Raw genomic sequence first — 18426 nt, 5'->3', positions numbered from 1 at the left:
AGACAACAACCATAGGAGTGGATGCCGCAAAGAGTGCGTGAGTCGAGTCGATGAAGTGATGGTGGAGCGGTCGGACCGCGGGTCGGGTAAAGCTGCATGTTGTCTCGGGCAAGCGTTGAGCGAAGCCCGCAACGGAGATGAGCACCGGCCTCGCGCATGACCATCAAGGCCAGCGGCGGACTTCGGTCCGATCTGCACATACAGGCCGGATATAAGACCGCAGTCATTACCGCCCAGTCTGAACTTCAAGAACTCGCTTGCCACACGGGAGGCGTCCATATAAGACAACATGCAACGACGTTCGTTCATCCAGGCCGCCGGCGCGGCTGCGGCCACCCTCGGCGTACCCGGCGTGTTCGCGCAGGACTGGCCCTCCGGCCCCGTGCGCATCGTGGTGGGTTTTCCGCCGGGCGGCGGCACCGATGCACTGGCCCGCGTGGTCGCGCAGAAGCTGTCCGTGATGTGGAACCAGACCGTGATCGTCGAGAACAAGGGCGGCGTGGCCGGCGTGCTGGCGGCCGAGTACGTCGCAACGCAGCCGAGCGACGGCAGCACGCTCCTGATGGCGCACATCAACAGCCACGCCCTCGCGCCAAGCCTGCAGCCCAAGCTGCGCTACAGCGTGGAGCGCGACTTCGTGCCGATCGTGCTGGTCGGCGTGACGCCCAATCTGCTGATCGCGAGCCCGACGCAGAAGGCCCTGACGGTCAAGGACATCACCGCCCTGTGCGCTGCGGAGCCCGGCAAGGTGAGCTTCGGCTCGGCCGGCTCCGGCTCTGCGCAGCACCTGGCGCTGGAGATGTTCAAGCTGCAGGCCAAGGTCGATGCGATGCATGTGCCCTACAAGGGCAGCGGTCCCTTGCTGACCGATCTGATGGGCGGCCAGATCCAGTACAGCTTTGAAACCATGACGGCCGCCACGCCGCATGTGAAGAGCGGCAAGGTGATCGGCGTGGCCCAGACCCGGACCAAGCGCGCCAAGGGCCATCCGACCATTCCGACCATGCAGGAGCAAGGCTTCGACGGCTTCGAAGCCACCACCTGGTACGGGCTCGCGGGCCCGGGCAAGCTGCCGACGGCCATCGCCGACAAGATCAACCGCGACGTCAACACGGTGCTGGCCATGCCCGACGTGCAGGAGCGGCTCGATGCCTATGGCGCCGAAGACGGCGGCGGCTCGCGCGACAAGTTCGCCAGGTTCATCTCGACCGAGATCGACAAATGGGCACGCGTCGTCAGGGACGGCAAGGTGAAGGTGGACGCATGACGGACCTCGCGGCATCGCTCGCATCGGCCTGGCGCGAGCACCGCGCGCTGGACCCATCGGCGTGGACAGGCAGCGTCGTCGACGCGGCACAAGCCTATGCCGTGCAGGACCGCGTGGCACAGGCGATGGGCTGGTTCGGCGCGGCCGTACCGGGCCACTGGAAATCCGGCGGGCCTTCGCGCGATGCGGTGCTGACGCACGCCCCCTTGCCGCCCGCCGGTGTGCGCACCAGCCCTGCGAACTACGGCGACATGCACTTCCATGCGCCTGGCATCGAATCCGAGATCGCACTGCGTCTGGGCGACGCCGTGACGCCAGAACGCGCTGCGACGCTCACGCCCGAGAGCGCCGCGGACTTGATCGACGCGATGACCGTCTCGATCGAGATCGTCGATTCGCGTTGGAAGGACCCGACACAGGCCACGCCCCTGCTCCGGCTCGCCGACCAGCAGTCGCACGGCGCGCTGGCGCTGGGCACATGGGCGCCCTATTCCGCGCGCGACTGGATGGCGCAGACGTGCGAGACGCGCATCGGCGGCAACCCCCCCGATCTGCGCCGAGGTACGCATCCGATGGGCGACCCCGCGTGGCTGCTGCCGGTCTGGCTGCGGCACGTGACCCGCGATGGCGCGACCGTGCCGTCCGGCACGGTGGTCACCACGGGCTCATGGGTCGGCGTACTCCCTGTGCAAAAGGGCGACACCGTCGTCGTCGAGTTCCCGGGCATCGGACGGGCCGAAGCGCGGCTCTGAAACGCCGGGGCAAGGCCCCTCAGCGCAGCGTCAGCGCGAACTCGTCGAGCTGCGTGATGCAGGTGTTCCAGCCTTCGTAGAAGCCCATTTGGTCGTGGCGGTCGCGCGTGGCCTTGTCGGGATGCATCACCGTGGCGACATAGCGGGTGCCTTCGGCCTCGTCGGCCATGGTGATCACGGCCGAGAAAGCCATCCACGGCGTGGCCGGCCGCCATCCGCCGGTGAGCATCGAGGTGAAGGCGATGCGCGATTCGGGCACCACTTCGAGGAAGCAGCCGGGGTTGTCGCTGGTGCCGCCGTCCGGCCCCTGCATGAAGGTGTGGAAATCCCCGCCGGGGCGCAAGTCGAAGGCGCGGACCTCCGTGGTCCATGGCCGCGGGCACCACCACTCCTTCAGCAGCCGCGGATCGGACCACGCCTGCCACAACGCCTTGCGCGGCGCGCGGACGATGCGCGAGATGACGAGATCCTGATCACTGCCGACGCTTGCGTTTTCCTTGGGCACGGGTGTTCTCCTGATGAAGTTTCTCCACGAAGGCGACCATGCGATCGGTGCGCGCTTCCCATGTCGCACGCTCCTCGGCCAGCCAGCGCTCCGCATCGTTTAACGACGCGGGCACGAGCTCGCAGGTGCGCACACGGCCAACCTTGTCCGAGCGGATGACGCCGCTTCGCTCGAGCACCGACAGGTGCTTCATGAACGAAGGCAGCGCCATGTCGAACGGCGCGGCGAGCACCGAGACCGTTTCCGGTCCGCGGCCCAGCAGGCTCACGATGTCCCGGCGCGTGGGATCTGCCAGGGCATAGAAGATGTCCGTGAGGGTCGCGGTGTCGACGCATTGGTTAGCCATTTGGATAAGTATAGACGCTCAATCCGAGTTGTCGAGCGAAGGCTTCTGGTGCGAGCGAACAGGGTGTCGAAACGCGAAGCCCTGCATGGACGCGAATTTCCTCCGGTCCAACTCTCTCGCCAGGTCTTGGTGAATCCGATCACTCGCAGCCGGTGACATCGCCCCCGGAATTCCATGGGCTTCGATTCCCTATCAACAAATGGCGCCGCATCGCACGGGTGGCCGGATTTCCGGTCCTGTTCAGATCACCAGGCCCCCGTTCGGGCTGATGACCTGTCCGACAAGGTAGTGCTCGTCGGATGCGAGATAAACGGCGAGCGAAGCGTACTCTTCGGGACGACCGACGCGCCCGAGCGGCACCATCTGGAACAACGTGTTCTTCTGCGCTTCCGTCGCGCGGTCCAGGTAGTCCTGGAAGGGCGGCGTCAGTACGCCGCCGCAGGCGATCGCATTGACGTAGATGTTGGCGCCAGCGGCGTCGAGAGCCGTGGTCTTCGTCAGGCTGATCACGCCGGCCTTGGTGGCGGAGTATCCGGGGCTGTGGGTACTCGCCGTCCCCAGTCCGGCGACCGATGCGATGTTGACGATCTTGCCTGAGCGGCGCGGCTCCATGATTCGAAGCGCCGCACGCGTGCAGTAGAAGACCCCGTGCATGTTGACGTCCCACCACTTGAGCCAGTCGTGGTCGCTCAGCGAGGAGACGATGCCCAACGACTGGCGCGGCATGGGCGTGGTCAGGTACGCATAGTGACGATTGCGCCGAGCCTCCTCGGCCGCAGAGGTGGGGATGCGCGCCGCATTGTTCACCAGGATGTCCAGCGTGCCGAAGCGCTCCACGGCCTGTGCGAACGTCGCATCGACGGCTGCGCTGTCGGAGACATCGCAGCGCAGCGCGAGGCATTCGCTTCCCAGGTCCTCAAGCCGTCTTGCCGTATGGGCCAGCGCTTCGGCATCGATGTCGCAGATGACGATGCTGGCGCCTTGTTGCGCCATGCCATGCGCTATGACGCCGCCGAGACCCGGACCCGCGCCGGTGATGAGCGCGACCTTGCCGGCCAGGCGCCCCAGTTTGCTGGATGTAGTCATGGAGAAGTGCCCGTTTTTTCAGTCGATCAATGCGCGGCGATTGGCGTCTGGGCGCCCATTACCTTCGGCCCGCGCGCGGCAAGGATGAAGAACACGCCCGCGATGACGGAGAAGACATCCGTTGCCAACAGGACCGTCGTCAACGGGGATGTCGATCCTCCCGCGGCGAGGCGGTCGCTCACGGCGCCGGCGGCCAGGTTGCCGATGGCGATGGCGACGACGTTGATAAGCAGCATCGTCACCCCGGTCACCGTGGAACGCATCTGCGCCGGGGTGTGCCCCTGTATCACTGCAAGCGCCGGCCCATAGAGCGCCAGCGGCAGGAAGAAACTGGCGCACAGCCCGACGTAGAGCAGCGGCGAACCTGCCGGCACGAAGCGCGAGGCGATCATGAGCGGCGCGCAGAGGACAACGAGCGTGGCCATGAAGCCGGCGTGACCGCCGGCCATCCGGCGCGCGAAACGGTCGCCGAGCACCCCGCCCACGAGCGAGCCGAGCACACCGAAGAGGATCTGCAGGCCGCCGATTTGCCGGGCGATCTGGCCCGGGTCGAATCCGCGCTCGCGAACCAGCCACAGTTGCATGAACGCGAGCCCGACGAAGGCCATGTGCGCGAGGACGAAGCCGGCTATCGCCGCCTGGATGGTGCGGCTGGATCGCAGCACTGCGAACACATTGCGCACCTGCTGGCGGAACGGCGCGCCACGTGGGGCCTCGTCCTTCGTGCCGCGGTGATCCCGCAGCAGCACCAACGGCAGCGCAACCATCACGCCCGCCACACCGAGGGCGGTGAATGTGGACCGCCAGCCCTGACTTTCAAAGCTGCCGGCCAGCAGGAAGCTCAGCCCGATGCCCAGCGGAATTCCCATGAAGAACACGCCCATGGCACCGCCGCGCCGCTCGGCGCTGAACAGTTCCGCCAGGAGCGAAACGGCGGCGGGCACCAGCGCGGCCTCGCCGCTGGCGACGAAGAAGCGCGCCAGCGCCATCTGCTCGAAGCTGTGTGCCATACCGGAGGCGGCGGTGCACGCGCTCCAGACCAGGATGCCCGCTGCCATCACCCGGGTGCGGCTGAAGCGATCGGCCAGCGTCCCCATGAAGAGAGCCATCACGCCGAAGCTCAGCACCCATACGGCACCCGTGAGGAATCCGTATTGCGCGTTACTCAGGGCAAGGTCGCGCGTGATCTGCGGCGAGAAGCCGAGCACCATGTTGCGATCGATGTGCGCCAGGATGTGGATCACCAGCAAGGCGATCAGCACCGCGCGGGGGTTGCTTTTCCAGCTCATCGTTGTCTCCTGTACTTGCCCCGCACGACGCTCAGGCGACGCGGCGCAGCGGCTCGCCGCGTTCGCCGCGCTCGCCGGCGCGGCGGTTCGGGGCGTAGCCGAGGCGAGCCAGCGTCTCGTCGGCGCTCTTGTATTGCGTGCCGATCTGGTAGATCTGCCTGGCCTGCTCGCCGGTAGCGACCTCGCGGTACAGCTCGCGCGAGATGCGCGCCATCTGCTCGACCTGCTGGACAGAGGTCATGCGCTCGCCCTTGCGGCCCCACAGGTTGTCCTCGATGCCCACGCGTACATGCAGGCCCATTGCGATGGCCATGGTGTTCAGCGGCAACACATGGCGCATCAGGCTCTCGACAGTCAGCACAGCGTTTTCCGGGCAGCGGTTGATGAACTCCATCACGTTGCGCGGGTTCGGGCCGTCGGCGCCGCCGCCGATGGCGACCCAGTTCAGCACCAGCGGGCCTGTGTAGACGCCGCGACGGATCAGCCGCTCGACCGATTCGAGCTGGCCGACATCGCCGAGCATGAAGTGCGGCTGGATACCGTTGGCCTGCAAGCGCTTGAGGTGCTCGGCGACAAAGGACGGACCGGAGGGGATCGTCATTTCGCTGTAGGCGGCCTGGAATACCGGGTCGGCCAGCGAGGTTCCGGCCACGTCGTCGGCGGTCAGGAGCTCGCAGATGTTCATCTGATTGGTGTTGATCGCGATCGTCACCTGGTCGGGCTTCGGGGTCAGCTCGGCGAGCATATGGCGCGTGTCGTCGTTCAGCCACTTCGCTTCGACGCCTTCGCCTTCGGGAGCGAACGAGATCGAGCCGCCGACCTGCAGCACCATCTTCGGCACCGCGGTGCGCAGGCGATCGAGCATCTCGTTGAACATCGACAGGCGCTTGCTGCCCTTGCCGTCGGCTTCGCGGCAGTGCACGTGCAGAACGGTGGCTCCGGCGTTGTAGCAGTCGACCGCCTTTTGTACCTGTTCGGCCATGGTGACCGGGATGTCGTCGGAATCACCGGGCAGGAACTCGGGGCCGTAGGGCGCGACCTGGATCACCAGGGGTTGCTGGTTCTCGGGCAGCAGGGAATCGTCGAGGAATTGCATGAGGGTCTCCTTTTTCAGCGTTGATGGGTGTTGGGGGTGCTGCGCTCATGCGCTGCGAATTCTTCGAGCAGGATCGGTGCGCTCAGGCTCATGGTGTGAATGCCGAGGACCGATACGCACTGCAGCACAGCGGTGATCTCTTCCTTGGTCGCGCCCAGTTCGAGCGCCTTGCGGATGTGCCGGCGCACGCCGGGCCCGTACATGTGGGTGCAAGAGGCGTCCACGGCGATGGCGATGAATTCGATGGTCTTGGCATCGAGGACGCCGCTGCGCATGGGCGACAGGCCCATGTCCATGAATCTCTCGGTCCAGGCAGGGTCGAGTTCGTAGAACGGATCCCAGTTGGGATTCCATTGCTTCGCCTCTCGCAGGTGGTCGCACAGTGGTGTGGCGATGGTTGCTTTGTCGGTCATTTCGGGGCTTTCACGATCGGTTCGGAGTGACACGATTCTTCTTCTGAAGGCCCGGAATCACTTGACCGAACGGGGCATCGACTTACCATTTCGGGTCAACAGGAATCTCCCGATGACGGCCCTCGTTCGCAGCGCCAGCCTCACCGGCTTCACCGAAGTCGCCACGTCATGTGGCCTGGATCCCTATGCGCTGGCCACCGAGGTCGGCCTGCCGCGCCGCGGTCTGGACGAACCAGACCTGATGATTCCCACGCAGTCCGTGGGGCAGTTGCTGGAACTCGCGGCCGCGCGCGGGCGCGAGCCGGCGTTCGGGCTGCGCATGGCCGAGTCGCGCCGGCTGTCGAACCTGGGGCCGCTCGCGCTGCTGGTGCGTGACGAGCGGACCTTGCGTGATGCCCTCGAAGTGCTGGTGACCCACATCCACATGCACAACGAGGCCCTGTCGGTCCGTGTGGAGCAGGTGGGCAATCTCGTATCGATCCGCGTCGAGATGGGCGTCGGACCCGGCGCGTTCCGTCAGTCGAGCGAGTTGGTCATCGGCGTGACCTTCCGGGTCCTGAGCGTCTTCATGGGTGCCGGGTGGCAACCGCGCCTCGTGTGTTTCACGCATCGCGCGCCGGCCGACCTGCGGGTTCATCGGCGCCTGTTCGGCCGCGCGGTGGAGTTCGGGCACGAGTTCGACGGCATCGTGTGCAATGCCTCCGACCTCGACGTGCCCAATCCCGGCGCCGACCCGGTGATGGTCCGCTACGCACGGCGCCTTCTGGAACAGTCCTCCGGAAAGCGGCCGCGCGACTCCGCCAGGGTGCGCGAGCTCGTGGTGGTGCTGATGCCGCGCGGACATTGCCGCGTCGAGGTTGTCGCGCAGCACATGGGGATGGACCGTCGCACGCTGGCGAGGCGCCTGGCGGCCGAAGGCACAACCTTCAGCGCGGTGGTGGACAACGTGCGCCGCGACCTCCTCGGGGGCTACCTCAAGGACGGCGCCCGGCCGCTTGCGGAGGTTTCGGACCTGCTCGGCTTCTCTGCGCCAAGCGCGTTCTCGCGCTGGCATCGCAACCAGTTCGGGATTGCGGCGCGAAGCAGAGTGAACCAGCCCTAGCCGTTCCTCAACTCAACCCCGATTTCGACGATTCTTCAATCCCTCTTCACCTACCAGAACTTCCAGAACGGCCATCGGCGCGGCGGATGCTCCAAAGGAGCCCCGATGGTCGTGCCGCTCCCAAAGCGGCGCCGAACTTCGCGCTCATGCTCGTGGGCGGGACCACGCGCATCGGAATGCCCGCGCAATGCCAGCAACCGAAGCTGGTGAGCTCGATCGAGCAGATCCTCGTCTGATAGTTGGGCGGGTTCAGTCATCATGGCGATCACATTTTGCAGCAGGCGCCCCACTCGGCTGCTTCGAAAATGGCCTCCCTCCTCCACTCTCCCCGGTGATCGTCTCGCCAGTCATAGGCCGCCACTTGCCCGCCGGCGACCGCGCCCTCGAAGTACCGAGCATCCGCTCTGTCGGCCATCGTGGCAGTTCGGGCCCAAAGCAGGCGTCCGATGTTCGAGAAAGCAGTGATCCGCGTCCCTCAACTGGGTCTCTCCGCCTCTGCGAGGCCTTACTTGCAAAGCGCAAGCAGAGCCTCAATTCCCGTCAAGGGTTTCGCAGTCCAAGGCACCACGTACGTCCTTCGAGCAAGGTTTCGCACTCTGTCCAACTGCTTCGCCTCGCCGGCCATCCGCGAGGCCAGGAGAGGGTCCCGGCTCCCGCTCGCCATCAGACTGCGGTTGACGACCCAGGCAAACGGTTCGATGTTGGCACGCCGAAGGTCGTCTTGCAGGGCCGCAGCCTCTGAAACAGGGGTGACTTCGGGCAGGGTGACGATGATGATGCGGGTGTAGTCCGGGTCTTGAAGACGCATCAGCGGGGTCACTATTCGGCTGCCCGCTTTCCCCTCGAACTCGCGGGCCATCTGCCGGTGATATGCCCCGGTGGCGTCCATGAGCAGCAAGGTGTGCCCGGTGGGGGCTGTATCGAGCACGACAAAGGCACTGCGAGCCTCGCCCACCGTCCGCGAGAAGGCGTGGAAGACGGCGACCTCTTCGGTACACGGCGAACGCAAGTCTTCGAGCAAGAGTGCGCGGCCCTGTTCGTCCAGGTCCTTGCCTCGACTGGCCAGGATTTTGTCGATGTATCGCTGGGTCTCGGCAACTGGGTCGATGCGGCTCACTTCGAGTCCCGCCATCTGGCCCTCGAGGGTCGAGGCGAGATGCGCGGCGGGGTCAGTGGTCGAAAGATGCACGGACTTGCCGCGCTGGACGAGCGCAGCCGCGAGTGCCGCGGCGATGCTGGTCTTGCCGACGCCTCCCTTGCCCATCACCATCACCAGCCCATGGTCCTGCTTTGCGAGCTCATCGGTCAGCGCCTGCAGTCTTTGAACGTCTTCCGGAACCTTCGACACCGTTGCTTCGGCAGTCACGACGGTCGCCCGCGGCGCGAGCAAGGCTCGCAGCGCCGGCAATCCCACCATGTCGAACGAGCGCAGGGGTACTTGGTCTTGCGGCAGGGCTCGCAGGGCATCGGGCATTTCTGCAAGGGCCTTCTCACCGATGTGCTGCAACGCATGGGCCACCGCATCGTCCGGCAAGGTGGCGCGGAACACCGCATTGACAAGCAGGCGCTGGTTGGCCAATCCCAGCTGCAGCAGTTCCTGATGCGTGCGCGCAGCCTCGCGAAGAGCGCCGCTGTCGGCGCGCGTCACCAGCACGATGGACGTCTGGTCCAAATCGGAGAGGGCCTCGAGACCGGCCCGGAAACGCGCCTCCTGCATCTTCAGGCCCGAGTGCGGTCCGAGACACGAGGCCCCGCGGTCGTTGCCTTCAAGGAACCCAGTCCAGGCCCTGGGCAGGCTGAGCAGGCGCAAGGTGTGCCCGGTCGGGGCCGTATCGAAGACCACGTGGTCGTAGCCTGTCGCATCCCCCGCCAGCAGGCCGATGAATTCGTCGAAGGCCGCAATCTCGGTCGTGCAGGCCCCAGAGAGTTGCTCGCGAACGGCGTCGCGCTCTGGTGTCGAACTGCCTTCGGCCATCTTGTCGAGGACGCGAAGACGGTAGGCTTCTGCGGCTGCGTCCGGGTCGATGTTCATGGCCCAAAGCCCCGAAGCATCCGGCACCTCGCGCGGCTGGTCCGACAGGGCCACGCCGAGCATTTCATCGAGATTGGAGGCCGGGTCGGTGCTGACGAGCAACACGCGCTTTCCTCCGTCGGACAGGGCCAACGCGCAAGCGCAGGCGATGGAAGTCTTGCCGACGCCTCCCTTGCCGGTGAAAAAGAGGAAGCGGGGGGTGTCGCGCAGCAGCGAGAGAGGTGGTTCGGCCTGGTCCATGTTTGTCCTTGAAGGTCGCGTAGCCACGATACGACATGAATGCCGTCTTCCTCAATACTACGACTTTTCCGGTATGATGGCGCAATGGAAGAACGCGACGTCATTCAATCCCTTGCAGCTCTCGCCCACCCGCTGCGCCTCCAGGTCTTTCGGGCCTTGGTGGTGACGGGACGGCAGGGGCTTACGCCGGCCGTGATGCAGGAGGCTCTGGGTGTGCCTGCGACGACGCTGTCGTTCCATCTCAAGGAGCTTGCCTCTGCCGGCCTGGTGACCCAGGAACGAGCCAGCCGGAACATCATCTACCGAGCCGCTTTCGAGCGGATGAATGGCGTCCTGGGATACCTCACCGAAAACTGCTGCCAAGGCGAAGAGTGCCTCGCCGACGCCGCGACATCCTGCAAGTGCTGAATCCATGAAGGAGCGACAAATGAAGCGATTCCACGTCCATGTGCACGTCAACGACCTGAAGGCGAGCATCGCCTTCTACTCGAAGCTCTTTGCAGCCGAGCCGGCCCGCGTCGAGGCGGACTATGCCAAGTGGATGCTCGAAGACCCGCGCATCAACTTTGCCATCTCGACGCGCGGCGAGGCCGCGGGTGTCGACCATCTCGGGTTCCAGACCGACGACGCCGAAGAACTCGCCGAGTTGAAGGCCCGGGCCACGGAAGCCGACATGGCGCTTCTGGACCAGGGCGAGACCAGTTGCTGCTACGCGCGCAGCGAGAAGCACTGGGTCACCGACCCACAGGGCATCGCCTGGGAGCACTTCCACACCCTGGACAGCATTCCGGTGTTCGGCGAGGGTAGCAAGGAGCCAGCAGCAGCGCAGGCGTCTGCGTGTTGCGCGCCCACTTCTCGCCGCAAGCCTGTCGGTGTGGCCGTCAAACCTGCCTCCTGCTGCTGAAGGAACATCTTGGCCGACAGGACCTGCAACGTGCTGTTCATCTGCACGGGAAACTCCGCGCGCTCCATCCTTGCCGAAGCGCTCATGAATGAGCTTGGCAAGGGGCGCTTCCACGCGTACTCGGTCCGAATTCGAGCGGACGGGTTCCAGTCATGACCATCAACGTACTCATCCTCTGCACCCACAACTCGGCACGCAGCGTGCTATCGGAGGGGATGCTCAACCATTGGGCCAAGGCTCTCGGCAAGGACGTTCGAGCGTTCAGCGCAGGTAGCGCACCGAGCGGTCGCATCAATCCTCGGGCACTCGAGGCGCTCCAGACTGCCGGGATAGAGACCGGGGGCTATCGAAGCAAGAGCTGGGACGAGTTCACCGGCGACGCTGCGCCGGAGATGCACATCGTCATCACCGTGTGCGACAGCGCCGCGGCCGAGCAGTGCCCCTATTGGCCGGGCAGCCCGGTCAAGGTCCACTGGGGGTACCCGGACCCCTCGAACGCACCGGAGGCCGACAAGGCGACCGCCTTCGAACTCACGCGCCAGGCCATCGGCTACCGCATGTTGCAACTCCTGGCGCTGCCGCTGGCCGACCTTGGGCACGCCGATCTGCAGGCAGCGCTCACCCGCATTTCGAAAAACTAGTGCTCCCATGACGACATCCACCATCGCCGCGGCGGCGCCGGCCAGGCCCGCCATCAGCTTCTTCGAGCGTTACCTGACCGTATGGGTGGGCCTGTGCATCGTCGTCGGCGTTGCCCTGGGCCAAGTGGTGCCGGGCTTCTCGAAGGCAGTGGCCAGCTTCGAAGTGGCCAAGGTGAACCTTCCGGTGGGTTTTCTCATCTGGGTGATGATCATTCCGATGCTGCTGAAGATTGACTTTGGTGCCCTCGGGCAGGTCACTTCTCATTGGCGCGGCATCGGCGTCACGCTGTTCATCAACTGGGCGGTCAAGCCATTCTCGATGGCGCTATTGGGCTGGTTCTTCATTCGCCACGTCTTTGCGCCGTACCTTCCTGCCGAACAGCTCGACAGCTATGTGGCGGGGCTCATCCTGCTCGCAGCGGCTCCATGCACTGCGATGGTCTTCGTGTGGAGCCAGCTCTGCAAGGGCGACCCCTACTTCACGTTGTCCCAGGTGGCCTTGAACGACGCCATCATGGTGGTTGCCTTCGCGCCGATCGTCGCGCTGCTGCTGGGCCTTTCCTCCATCACCGTTCCGTGGGACACCCTGCTTGTCTCGGTAGGCCTCTATATCGTCGTGCCGGTCATCCTCTCGCAGCTCTGGCGCAAAGCGCTTCTGCGTCGAGGGGTCGGGCACTTTCAGGCCGTGACTGCCAAGCTGGGCCCGCTCTCCATTTCGGCACTGCTGCTGACGCTGGTCCTGCTGTTCGCGTTCCAGGGAGAAGCCATCCTGAACCAGCCATTGGTCATCGCGCTGCTGGCCGTGCCAATCCTCATCCAGGTGGTTTTCAACTCGGGTCTTGCCTACCTGCTCAACCGCAAACTCGGCGTGAAGCACTGCGTGGCCGGGCCCTCCGCCTTGATTGGCGCAAGCAACTTCTTCGAGCTGGCCGTGGCCACCGCCATCAGCCTGTTTGGCTTCCAGTCCGGCGCCGCGCTGGCCACCGTGGTGGGCGTTCTCATCGAGGTGCCCGTGATGCTCGCGGTCGTTGCAGTGGTGAACCGTACCCGAGGCTGGTACGACGCCGGCCAAGCTACCTCCTGAGACAGAGCAATATGTCCGACGCTACCCCGCTCAGAACGCCCGCGTCCTTCCCGGCTCTCGATGCCGAACTGTTCGACCCGCCGACGCCCGAACGCTTGAGCGTGCGTGAACCCTCGCAGCACAAGCCGCGCTTCTTGATGCTCTACGGCTCCCTGCGGGAGCGCTCTTACAGCCGTCTGGTCACCTTCGAGGCGGCCCGGCTGCTGGAAGCGATGGGAGGTGAGGTCAAGATTTTTGACCCCGCCGGCTTGCCGCTGCCAGACAGTGAGCCGGACAGTCACCCCAAGGTTCGAGAGTTGCGTGAGCTCGCACGGTGGGCCGAGGGAATGGTCTGGACCTCACCGGAGCGGCACGGCGCGATGACCGGCATCATGAAGGCGCAGATTGACTGGATTCCACTGGCCTTGGGCGCCGTTCGTCCCACCCAGGGCAAGACACTGGCCGTGATGCAGGTCTCGGGCGGCTCGCAATCCTTCAATGCCGTGAACCAGATGCGTGTGCTCGGGCGATGGATGCGCATGGTGACCATCCCCAACCAGTCGTCGGTCGCCAAGGCGTTCCTGGAATTCGACGAGGCCGGCCGGATGAAACCCTCCAGCTACTACGACCGCATCGTCGACGTGATGGAGGAGCTCTTCAAGTTCACGCTGCTGACCCGCGATGTCAGCAGTTACCTGGTCGACCGATACAGCGAGCGCAAGGAAAGCGCCTCCGAGCTCTCGAAGAGAGTCAACCAGAAGTCCATCTGAACCGAGCACCATGTCCGACATCGTTATTCGACCAGCGAAAGAGTCGGACTGGGCTGCCGTGGCAGAGTTGTTGCGGGTCTGCGCGCTTCCGCTGGACGGAGCACAGGAGCACCTGAGTGGGTTCTTGCTCGCAGTTGTCGATGGTGTCGTGGTGGGCACCGCTGGCCTCGAGGCATATGCCGACACAGCGCTGCTACGCTCGGTCGCGGTATCGCCCGCCGTTCGAGGGCGGGGTATCGGCCATGCCCTGGTTGAGGCCATCCATTCAGAAGCGCGTCGGCGCGGCGTCAAAAAGCTGTACCTGCTCACAACGACCGCAACGAACTACTTCTCGAAGATGGGATTCTCGACCGTAGCTCGACGCCAGGCACCAGCAGAACTTGAAGCTTCGGCCGAGTTCCAGGGCGTGTGTCCCAGCTCTGCAGCGTTCATGTCACGAGAGGTCTAAGGACTTGAATCTCCGAACGGGCCACGTTCTGACCGAGTTGTGCGGACGGTTGAGACGAATGACCGGTCAGGAACGAATCCTGCGTTGACCGCAACGGGCAGCGCCTGGCCGCGATGCGACCTTGCCTTGACCATATCGGCTGAATCCGCGGCCGGTTCGTTCAAGCCGGCTCGCGCTCGCCGGGGCGTCAAGGTATGCTCCCATCGTGCAGCGCGACGCCGCAATCATCGGTTCCGCGATCTTCCTGGTCATTGCTCCGGGCACGCTCGCCGCGTACGTCCCTTGGTACCTCACGCACTGGGACTTCTCTCCTCCGCTATTCCCGATCGCGCGCGTGCTCGGCGCCGCCCTGATCGTCGCCGGCTTGCCCATCTTGCTCGATTCGTTCGCTCGCTTCGCGTTGCAGGGCCTCGGCACGCCGGCGCCCGTGATGCCTCCCAAGCGCCTCGTCGTCACCGGGCTCTATCTCTACGTCCGCAATCCGATGTACGTCGCAGTCACGGCGTTGATCACCGGGCAGGGACTCCTGTTCGGAAGCGTCACGGTGCTGGAGTACGGCGCGATCGTGTGGGGCGGATTCTTCTTGTTCGTTGTCGCCTACGAAGAGCCTGCGCTGAGCGAGCAGTTCGGCGACGAGTACAAGCGCTACCGGGCGAACGTGAGGCGATGGTTGCCGCGCATCACCCCATGGCGCGGGTAGGCTCCGACGCCTGACACTCCGCAGGCTCCAACTCGCGTTTCGCCAAACACAACGCGTTTCGCACAATGCAATGGCATTGTGACGTGTGGAACGGCCATCTAAAGTCTCCCCCAACCCAGCGCGCAGACGCTGGGGAAATTCGGAGACAGACAGATGCCCGCTTCGCAAAGCGTTCACAGCCATGTTCCGGCCGGGGTGCCTTACTCGGCTGGCTCGCAGCCACCCGCCGCGCTCGTGCCCCACGATGCATGCGATTGCCATCTGCATGTCTACGACAGCCGCTTTCCGACCGCGCCGGGTGCACGCCTTCTTCCTCCGGACGCATCGATCTTCGACTATCGCCTTCTTCAGCAGCGCATAGGCACGCGCCGCGCCGTCCTCGTCACGCCTTCGACCTACGGCACAGACAACCGGGTCATGCTGCAGGCGCTGGCCGTACTCGGCGCGGAGGGCCGCGGTGTCGCGGTCATCGGCGGCTCGGAGAGCGACGCACAGCTTGAGGAATTCCACGCGCAGGGCGTCCGCGGCGTTCGCCTCAACCTGTCGTTGGGTGTGACGGGTTCGGTCCAGATGCTTGCGCCCATCGCACATCGCATCGCCGAACTGGGCTGGCACCTTCAACTGCTGATGTCGCCCGAGGTCCTTGCAACGCTCGGCGACACGTTGCACCGGCTGCCGGTGCCACTGGTCTTCGATCATTTCGGCCGCATCGCCCCCGCCCAGGCAGGCAGTCATGCTGCGCATGCCCTCGTGCTCGCGTTGCTCCGGGAAGGCCGGGCATGGGTCAAGTTGTCCGGCGGCTACCTCGTGAGCGCGCAGGCCTCCACCGACGATCCGGCCCTGGCTCCCCTGGCTCGCAGCTATCTCGACGCTGCGCCCGACCGTGTCATCTGGGGAAGTGACTGGCCCCACGCCACCGCGTCAGCGGGCCTCCAACCCATGCCGGACGACGCGAACCAGATCGACCGGTTGGCCGACTGGAGCGCAGATGAGGGCCTGTTTCATCGCGTGCTCGTCGACAACCCGCGTGCCCTCTACGGCTTTGCCGCCTCGACCACCCGCCATTGAAAGACAAAGAGACATGACGAAAAGCAGCCATCCGCCGTCCTCGCCGCTTCGCAGAGGCCTTCTCCTGGGCGGCCTCGCCTTGGCGGCGCCCTTCGGCGCATTCGCCGAAAGCAACTGGCCGACGGGCCGCGTCATCACATGGGTCGTTCCGTACCCTCCGGGTGGAAGCACGGACGTGCTGGGCCGCAGCGTCGCGCAGCGGATAGCCAGCGCGCTCGGCACCAACGTGATCGTCGACAACCGCGCCGGCGCGACGGGAACCATCGGCGCCGCCTACGTCGCAAAGGCCGCGCCGGATGGCTTCACGCTGCTGGGCACGTCCATCGGCCCGCAGGCCATTGCGCCTCACCTGATGGTGAAGCTTCCCTACGACCCGATCAAGAGCTTCGCGCCGGTGGTGACGATCGGCACGATCCCGCACATTCTGGTCGTCGGAATCAATGAGCCCTACAAGACCGTTGCCGACCTGATAGCCGCTGCAAAGGCACAACCAGGCAAGCTGGCTTTCGCTTCGGGAGGAACCGGGACGGTCCTGCAGATGCAGGGCGAACTGCTCAAGCAGCAAGCCGGCGTGCAGTTCATCCATGTGCCCTACAAGGGCGACGTGCCTGCGCTGCAGGACACCCTGGGTGGGCAGGTGAACTTCATGTTCGCTCCTGCGGCCGCGGCGCTTCCCCATGTCCAGTCGGGAAAGTTGCGCGCGCTTGCAGTGACCTCGGCGGCTCGCCTCAAGGCGCTCCCGGATGTCCCCACGATGGGCGAAGCCGGCATGAAGAACTTCGTGGTCGAGCAATGGCAGGCCGTCTTCGCGCCTGCCGGCACGCCTGTGCCTGTCGTCGAGCGACTGAACCGCGAGATCAATGCCGCACTGAAAGATCCGTCCGTGGCTGCGCTCGCCGACAAGTTGGGCGTGACCCTCGTCGGCGGTACTCCGCAACAACTCGGCGACCTGCAGAAAGCCGACTTCGCCAAATGGGGCGAGGTCATCCGCAAGGGAAACATCAAGGCCGAGTGAGGCGATCCGTTTCGCCCGTTCCTGTCTTCCACCTGTCTTCTTCCCCTCCTCTTCCAACCCTCGAGAGACCCATCACCATGAGCCAGCTTCCTGAAATCGTTCGCGAGTTCGAACGCGTGTCCGCCGACGTCGTCGCCAAGGCGGCAACCTTCCAGGCCGCCATCCTGGCGGACGTCGCGGGACGTCGCGGCACGATGAACGCCCGCGTCGCTCCCGTTCACCACAGCATGGCCGTCGCCGGGCCTGCCTTCACGGTCGAAGTGCGCCCCGGAGACAACCTGATGGTCCACGCCGCGATCGCGCTGGCCAAGCCCGGCGACGTCCTGGTGATCGACGGCAAGGGCGACCAGACCGCTGCGCTGATGGGCACGCTGATGCTCAGCGCCTGCAAGAAGCAGGGCCTGGCCGGCGTGATCGTCGACGGCGCCATCCGCGACAAGCTCGACCTGCTGGAACTGGGCTTTCCTGTCTTCAGCGCGGGCTTCAATCCCGCAGGGCCGACGAAGTTCGTGCCGGGTCGCATCAACCACACCATCTCCGCAGGCGGCACGATGGTGAATCCGGGCGACCTGATCGTCGGCGACGCCGATGGCGTGGTCGTGATCGAACGCGAAAAGGCGCCCGCCATGCTGGCCCTCGCCGACAAGAAACTCGCGGACGAAACCGCACGCCAGGAGGCCATCAACCGTGGGGACACCGCGTCCAAATGGCTGCCCGCCGCTCTGCGCGCCGCCGGCGTGCTCAAGGAAGGGGAATCGCTGTGAGCACCATCGTCGTGACGGGTGCGGACCTCGCCCCGCAGGCTCTCGAATTGCTCGACGGCTACGAAATGGTCTATGCAGGCAAGACGCCGACAGAAGAGGACATGGTCGCTCTCTGCAGGAGGCACAACCCGGTCGCCATCATCGTGCGCTATGGCAAGGTCACCGCCGCGATGATGGACGCGGCTCCTGCCTTGAAGGTCATCGCCAAGCACGGCACCGGCACGGACACGATCGACAAGGTCGCAGCCAAGGCGCGCGGCATCGAGGTCGTCGCCGCGGTCGGGGCCAATGCGGCGGCGGTGGCCGAACAATCGCTCGCGCTCATGCTGGCCTGCGCCAAGTCGGTGGTCGAGCTCAACGATCGCATGCATCACGGCCACTGGGACAAGGCAACCCACAAGAGCCTCGAACTCGGGAGCCGGACCGTGGGGCTGGTCGGCCTCGGTGCCATCGGGCAGCGCTTCGCCAGGATGGCGGACGCGATGGGCATGCGCGTGATCGGCTTCGATCCCTATGCCAAGGACGTACCCGACTACATCAAGGTCGTGGACCTCGACACCATCTGGCGCGAATCGGATGTCGTCTCGCTGCACTGTCCGCTCACCGACGACAACCGCGGCATGCTGAACGCGACGGCACTCGGGAAGTGCAAGCGGGGCGTGATCATCGTCAATACCGCGCGTGGAGGTCTCGTCGACGAGGGCGCGCTGCTGGCTGCGATCCAGGCCGGTCAGGTCGCGAGCGCAGGCCTGGACTCGTTTGCCATCGAACCGCTGACCGCCGGCCATCCTTTCCAGAAGCAGGAGCGCATCGTGATGAGCCCGCACATCGGCGGCGTCACCGGAGATGCTTACGTGAACATGGGTGTCGGCGCTGCCCGGAACCTGCTCGCCGTTCTTGCCCACGCTTGACCAAGGGAACACCG

At 65.2% G+C, this 18426-nt stretch carries 22 protein-coding genes and 1 pseudogene; 16 read left to right on the top strand and 7 right to left on the bottom strand.

The features are described 5' to 3' along the window. Positions 1 to 289 precede the first annotated feature (289 nt). Positions 290 to 1267, top strand: coding sequence for a Bug family tripartite tricarboxylate transporter substrate binding protein (locus WKW77_RS05965; RefSeq protein WP_340355920.1), 978 nt, complete (start codon positions 290 to 292; stop codon positions 1265 to 1267). Then, positions 1264 to 2019, top strand: a complete 756-nt coding sequence (locus WKW77_RS05960; protein WP_340355919.1) for a fumarylacetoacetate hydrolase family protein — start codon at positions 1264 to 1266, stop codon at positions 2017 to 2019. Before WKW77_RS05965 ends, WKW77_RS05960 begins: the two co-directional genes overlap by 4 nt. A gap of 19 nt (positions 2020 to 2038) precedes the next feature. Here the strand turns inward: WKW77_RS05960 and WKW77_RS05955 are convergent, their stop codons facing one another. The 6 genes from WKW77_RS05955 to WKW77_RS05930 all read right to left on the bottom strand — a co-directional run bounded on the left by WKW77_RS05955 (position 2039) and on the right by WKW77_RS05930 (position 6754). Beyond that, a complete protein-coding gene (locus WKW77_RS05955) occupies positions 2039 to 2524 on the bottom strand; it encodes an SRPBCC family protein (protein ID WP_340355918.1) in 486 nt (161 codons plus the stop codon). After that, on the bottom strand, positions 2493 to 2870 hold the full coding sequence (locus WKW77_RS05950) for an ArsR/SmtB family transcription factor (protein WP_340355917.1): 378 nt from the start codon (positions 2868 to 2870) through the stop codon (positions 2493 to 2495). The genes WKW77_RS05955 and WKW77_RS05950 overlap by 32 nt, the downstream gene beginning before the upstream one ends. 240 nt (positions 2871 to 3110) lie before the next feature. After that, positions 3111 to 3956 (bottom strand): SDR family NAD(P)-dependent oxidoreductase, encoded by an 846-nt coding sequence (locus WKW77_RS05945; RefSeq protein WP_340355916.1) that lies wholly within the window; start codon positions 3954 to 3956, stop codon positions 3111 to 3113. Between the two features lie 26 nt (positions 3957 to 3982). After that, positions 3983 to 5245: an MFS transporter gene (locus tag WKW77_RS05940; protein ID WP_340355915.1), complete on the bottom strand. Its 1263-nt coding sequence runs from the start codon at positions 5243 to 5245 to the stop codon at positions 3983 to 3985. 31 nt (positions 5246 to 5276) lie between these two features. After that, entirely contained in the window at positions 5277 to 6341 is a 1065-nt protein-coding gene (locus tag WKW77_RS05935; protein WP_340355914.1) for a beta-keto acid cleavage family enzyme, read from the bottom strand. A 14-nt stretch (positions 6342 to 6355) separates the two neighbouring features. Then, positions 6356 to 6754: a carboxymuconolactone decarboxylase family protein gene (locus WKW77_RS05930; protein WP_340355913.1), complete on the bottom strand. Its 399-nt coding sequence runs from the start codon at positions 6752 to 6754 to the stop codon at positions 6356 to 6358. A 112-nt stretch (positions 6755 to 6866) separates the two neighbouring features. On the opposite strand from WKW77_RS05930, the gene WKW77_RS05925 reads away from it, so the two are divergent. Both WKW77_RS05925 and WKW77_RS05920 read left to right on the top strand, forming a co-directional pair. Continuing rightward, the gene (locus WKW77_RS05925) at positions 6867 to 7856 is read left to right on the top strand and encodes an AraC family transcriptional regulator (RefSeq protein ID WP_340355912.1); all 990 of its coding nucleotides are present in this window, start codon (positions 6867 to 6869) and stop codon (positions 7854 to 7856) included. Positions 7857 to 7942: 86 nt separating this feature from the next. Further along, positions 7943 to 8092 (top strand): hypothetical protein, encoded by a 150-nt coding sequence (locus tag WKW77_RS05920; RefSeq protein WP_340355911.1) that lies wholly within the window; start codon positions 7943 to 7945, stop codon positions 8090 to 8092. Between the two features lie 269 nt (positions 8093 to 8361). On the opposite strand, the gene arsA is transcribed toward WKW77_RS05920, so the two are convergent. Beyond that, positions 8362 to 10128, bottom strand: a complete 1767-nt coding sequence (gene arsA / locus WKW77_RS05915; RefSeq protein ID WP_340355910.1) for an arsenical pump-driving ATPase — start codon at positions 10126 to 10128, stop codon at positions 8362 to 8364. Positions 10129 to 10212: 84 nt separating this feature from the next. Between arsA and WKW77_RS05910 the strand changes: the two genes are divergently transcribed. From WKW77_RS05910 to WKW77_RS05855, 12 genes and pseudogenes are all read left to right on the top strand, one after another. After that, positions 10213 to 10536: an ArsR/SmtB family transcription factor gene (locus WKW77_RS05910; protein ID WP_340355909.1), complete on the top strand. Its 324-nt coding sequence runs from the start codon at positions 10213 to 10215 to the stop codon at positions 10534 to 10536. 19 nt (positions 10537 to 10555) lie between these two features. Further along, positions 10556 to 11032: an ArsI/CadI family heavy metal resistance metalloenzyme gene (locus WKW77_RS05905; RefSeq protein ID WP_340355908.1), complete on the top strand. Its 477-nt coding sequence runs from the start codon at positions 10556 to 10558 to the stop codon at positions 11030 to 11032. A 9-nt stretch (positions 11033 to 11041) separates the two neighbouring features. After that, positions 11042 to 11176 (top strand): annotated as a pseudogene (locus WKW77_RS05900) (arsenate reductase/protein-tyrosine-phosphatase family protein); the annotation flags it as partial. Positions 11177 to 11184: 8 nt separating this feature from the next. Next, the gene (locus tag WKW77_RS05895) at positions 11185 to 11673 is read left to right on the top strand and encodes an arsenate reductase ArsC (protein ID WP_340355907.1); all 489 of its coding nucleotides are present in this window, start codon (positions 11185 to 11187) and stop codon (positions 11671 to 11673) included. 7 nt (positions 11674 to 11680) lie between these two features. Continuing rightward, positions 11681 to 12757 (top strand): ACR3 family arsenite efflux transporter, encoded by a 1077-nt coding sequence (arsB, locus tag WKW77_RS05890; protein ID WP_340356198.1) that lies wholly within the window; start codon positions 11681 to 11683, stop codon positions 12755 to 12757. Between the two features lie 11 nt (positions 12758 to 12768). Continuing rightward, positions 12769 to 13506, top strand: a complete 738-nt coding sequence (arsH, locus tag WKW77_RS05885; RefSeq protein WP_340355906.1) for an arsenical resistance protein ArsH — start codon at positions 12769 to 12771, stop codon at positions 13504 to 13506. A 10-nt stretch (positions 13507 to 13516) separates the two neighbouring features. Continuing rightward, positions 13517 to 13954 (top strand): arsenic resistance N-acetyltransferase ArsN2, encoded by a 438-nt coding sequence (gene arsN2 / locus WKW77_RS05880; RefSeq protein WP_340355905.1) that lies wholly within the window; start codon positions 13517 to 13519, stop codon positions 13952 to 13954. A 205-nt stretch (positions 13955 to 14159) separates the two neighbouring features. After that, positions 14160 to 14654 carry a methyltransferase family protein gene (locus WKW77_RS05875; protein WP_340355904.1) on the top strand — a complete coding sequence of 165 codons (495 nt, stop codon included), beginning with the start codon at positions 14160 to 14162 and terminating at the stop codon, positions 14652 to 14654. Between the two features lie 153 nt (positions 14655 to 14807). Beyond that, positions 14808 to 15722, top strand: a complete 915-nt coding sequence (locus WKW77_RS05870; protein ID WP_340355903.1) for an amidohydrolase family protein — start codon at positions 14808 to 14810, stop codon at positions 15720 to 15722. Between the two features lie 13 nt (positions 15723 to 15735). Then, positions 15736 to 16737 (top strand): Bug family tripartite tricarboxylate transporter substrate binding protein, encoded by a 1002-nt coding sequence (locus WKW77_RS05865; protein WP_340355902.1) that lies wholly within the window; start codon positions 15736 to 15738, stop codon positions 16735 to 16737. Positions 16738 to 16814: 77 nt separating this feature from the next. Beyond that, positions 16815 to 17501 carry an RraA family protein gene (locus tag WKW77_RS05860; RefSeq protein ID WP_340355901.1) on the top strand — a complete coding sequence of 229 codons (687 nt, stop codon included), beginning with the start codon at positions 16815 to 16817 and terminating at the stop codon, positions 17499 to 17501. Further along, positions 17498 to 18412 (top strand): hydroxyacid dehydrogenase, encoded by a 915-nt coding sequence (locus WKW77_RS05855; protein ID WP_340355900.1) that lies wholly within the window; start codon positions 17498 to 17500, stop codon positions 18410 to 18412. The genes WKW77_RS05860 and WKW77_RS05855 overlap by 4 nt, the downstream gene beginning before the upstream one ends. The last annotated feature ends 14 nt before the right edge of the window (positions 18413 to 18426 follow it).

The organism is Variovorax ureilyticus (assembly GCF_037889935.1).
Taxonomy (GTDB): domain Bacteria; phylum Pseudomonadota; class Gammaproteobacteria; order Burkholderiales; family Burkholderiaceae_C; genus Variovorax; species Variovorax ureilyticus.
This window is presented reverse-complemented; position numbering and strand designations above follow the sequence as displayed.

Coding starts and splice junctions, on each gene's coding strand:
- WKW77_RS05965 (WP_340355920.1), top strand. CDS start 290: ATGCAACGACGTTCGTTCATCCAGGCCGCCGGCGCGGCTGCGGCCACC.
- WKW77_RS05960 (WP_340355919.1), top strand. CDS start 1,264: ATGACGGACCTCGCGGCATCGCTCGCATCGGCCTGGCGCGAGCACCGC.
- WKW77_RS05950 (WP_340355917.1), bottom strand. CDS start 2,870: ATGGCTAACCAATGCGTCGACACCGCGACCCTCACGGACATCTTCTAT.
- WKW77_RS05945 (WP_340355916.1), bottom strand. CDS start 3,956: ATGACTACATCCAGCAAACTGGGGCGCCTGGCCGGCAAGGTCGCGCTC.
- WKW77_RS05940 (WP_340355915.1), bottom strand. CDS start 5,245: ATGAGCTGGAAAAGCAACCCCCGCGCGGTGCTGATCGCCTTGCTGGTG.
- WKW77_RS05935 (WP_340355914.1), bottom strand. CDS start 6,341: ATGCAATTCCTCGACGATTCCCTGCTGCCCGAGAACCAGCAACCCCTG.
- WKW77_RS05930 (WP_340355913.1), bottom strand. CDS start 6,754: ATGACCGACAAAGCAACCATCGCCACACCACTGTGCGACCACCTGCGA.
- WKW77_RS05925 (WP_340355912.1), top strand. CDS start 6,867: ATGACGGCCCTCGTTCGCAGCGCCAGCCTCACCGGCTTCACCGAAGTC.
- WKW77_RS05920 (WP_340355911.1), top strand. CDS start 7,943: ATGCTCCAAAGGAGCCCCGATGGTCGTGCCGCTCCCAAAGCGGCGCCG.
- arsA (WP_340355910.1), bottom strand. CDS start 10,128: ATGGACCAGGCCGAACCACCTCTCTCGCTGCTGCGCGACACCCCCCGC.
- WKW77_RS05910 (WP_340355909.1), top strand. CDS start 10,213: ATGGAAGAACGCGACGTCATTCAATCCCTTGCAGCTCTCGCCCACCCG.
- WKW77_RS05905 (WP_340355908.1), top strand. CDS start 10,556: ATGAAGCGATTCCACGTCCATGTGCACGTCAACGACCTGAAGGCGAGC.
- WKW77_RS05895 (WP_340355907.1), top strand. CDS start 11,185: ATGACCATCAACGTACTCATCCTCTGCACCCACAACTCGGCACGCAGC.
- arsB (WP_340356198.1), top strand. CDS start 11,681: ATGACGACATCCACCATCGCCGCGGCGGCGCCGGCCAGGCCCGCCATC.
- arsH (WP_340355906.1), top strand. CDS start 12,769: ATGTCCGACGCTACCCCGCTCAGAACGCCCGCGTCCTTCCCGGCTCTC.
- arsN2 (WP_340355905.1), top strand. CDS start 13,517: ATGTCCGACATCGTTATTCGACCAGCGAAAGAGTCGGACTGGGCTGCC.
- WKW77_RS05870 (WP_340355903.1), top strand. CDS start 14,808: ATGCCCGCTTCGCAAAGCGTTCACAGCCATGTTCCGGCCGGGGTGCCT.
- WKW77_RS05865 (WP_340355902.1), top strand. CDS start 15,736: ATGACGAAAAGCAGCCATCCGCCGTCCTCGCCGCTTCGCAGAGGCCTT.
- WKW77_RS05860 (WP_340355901.1), top strand. CDS start 16,815: ATGAGCCAGCTTCCTGAAATCGTTCGCGAGTTCGAACGCGTGTCCGCC.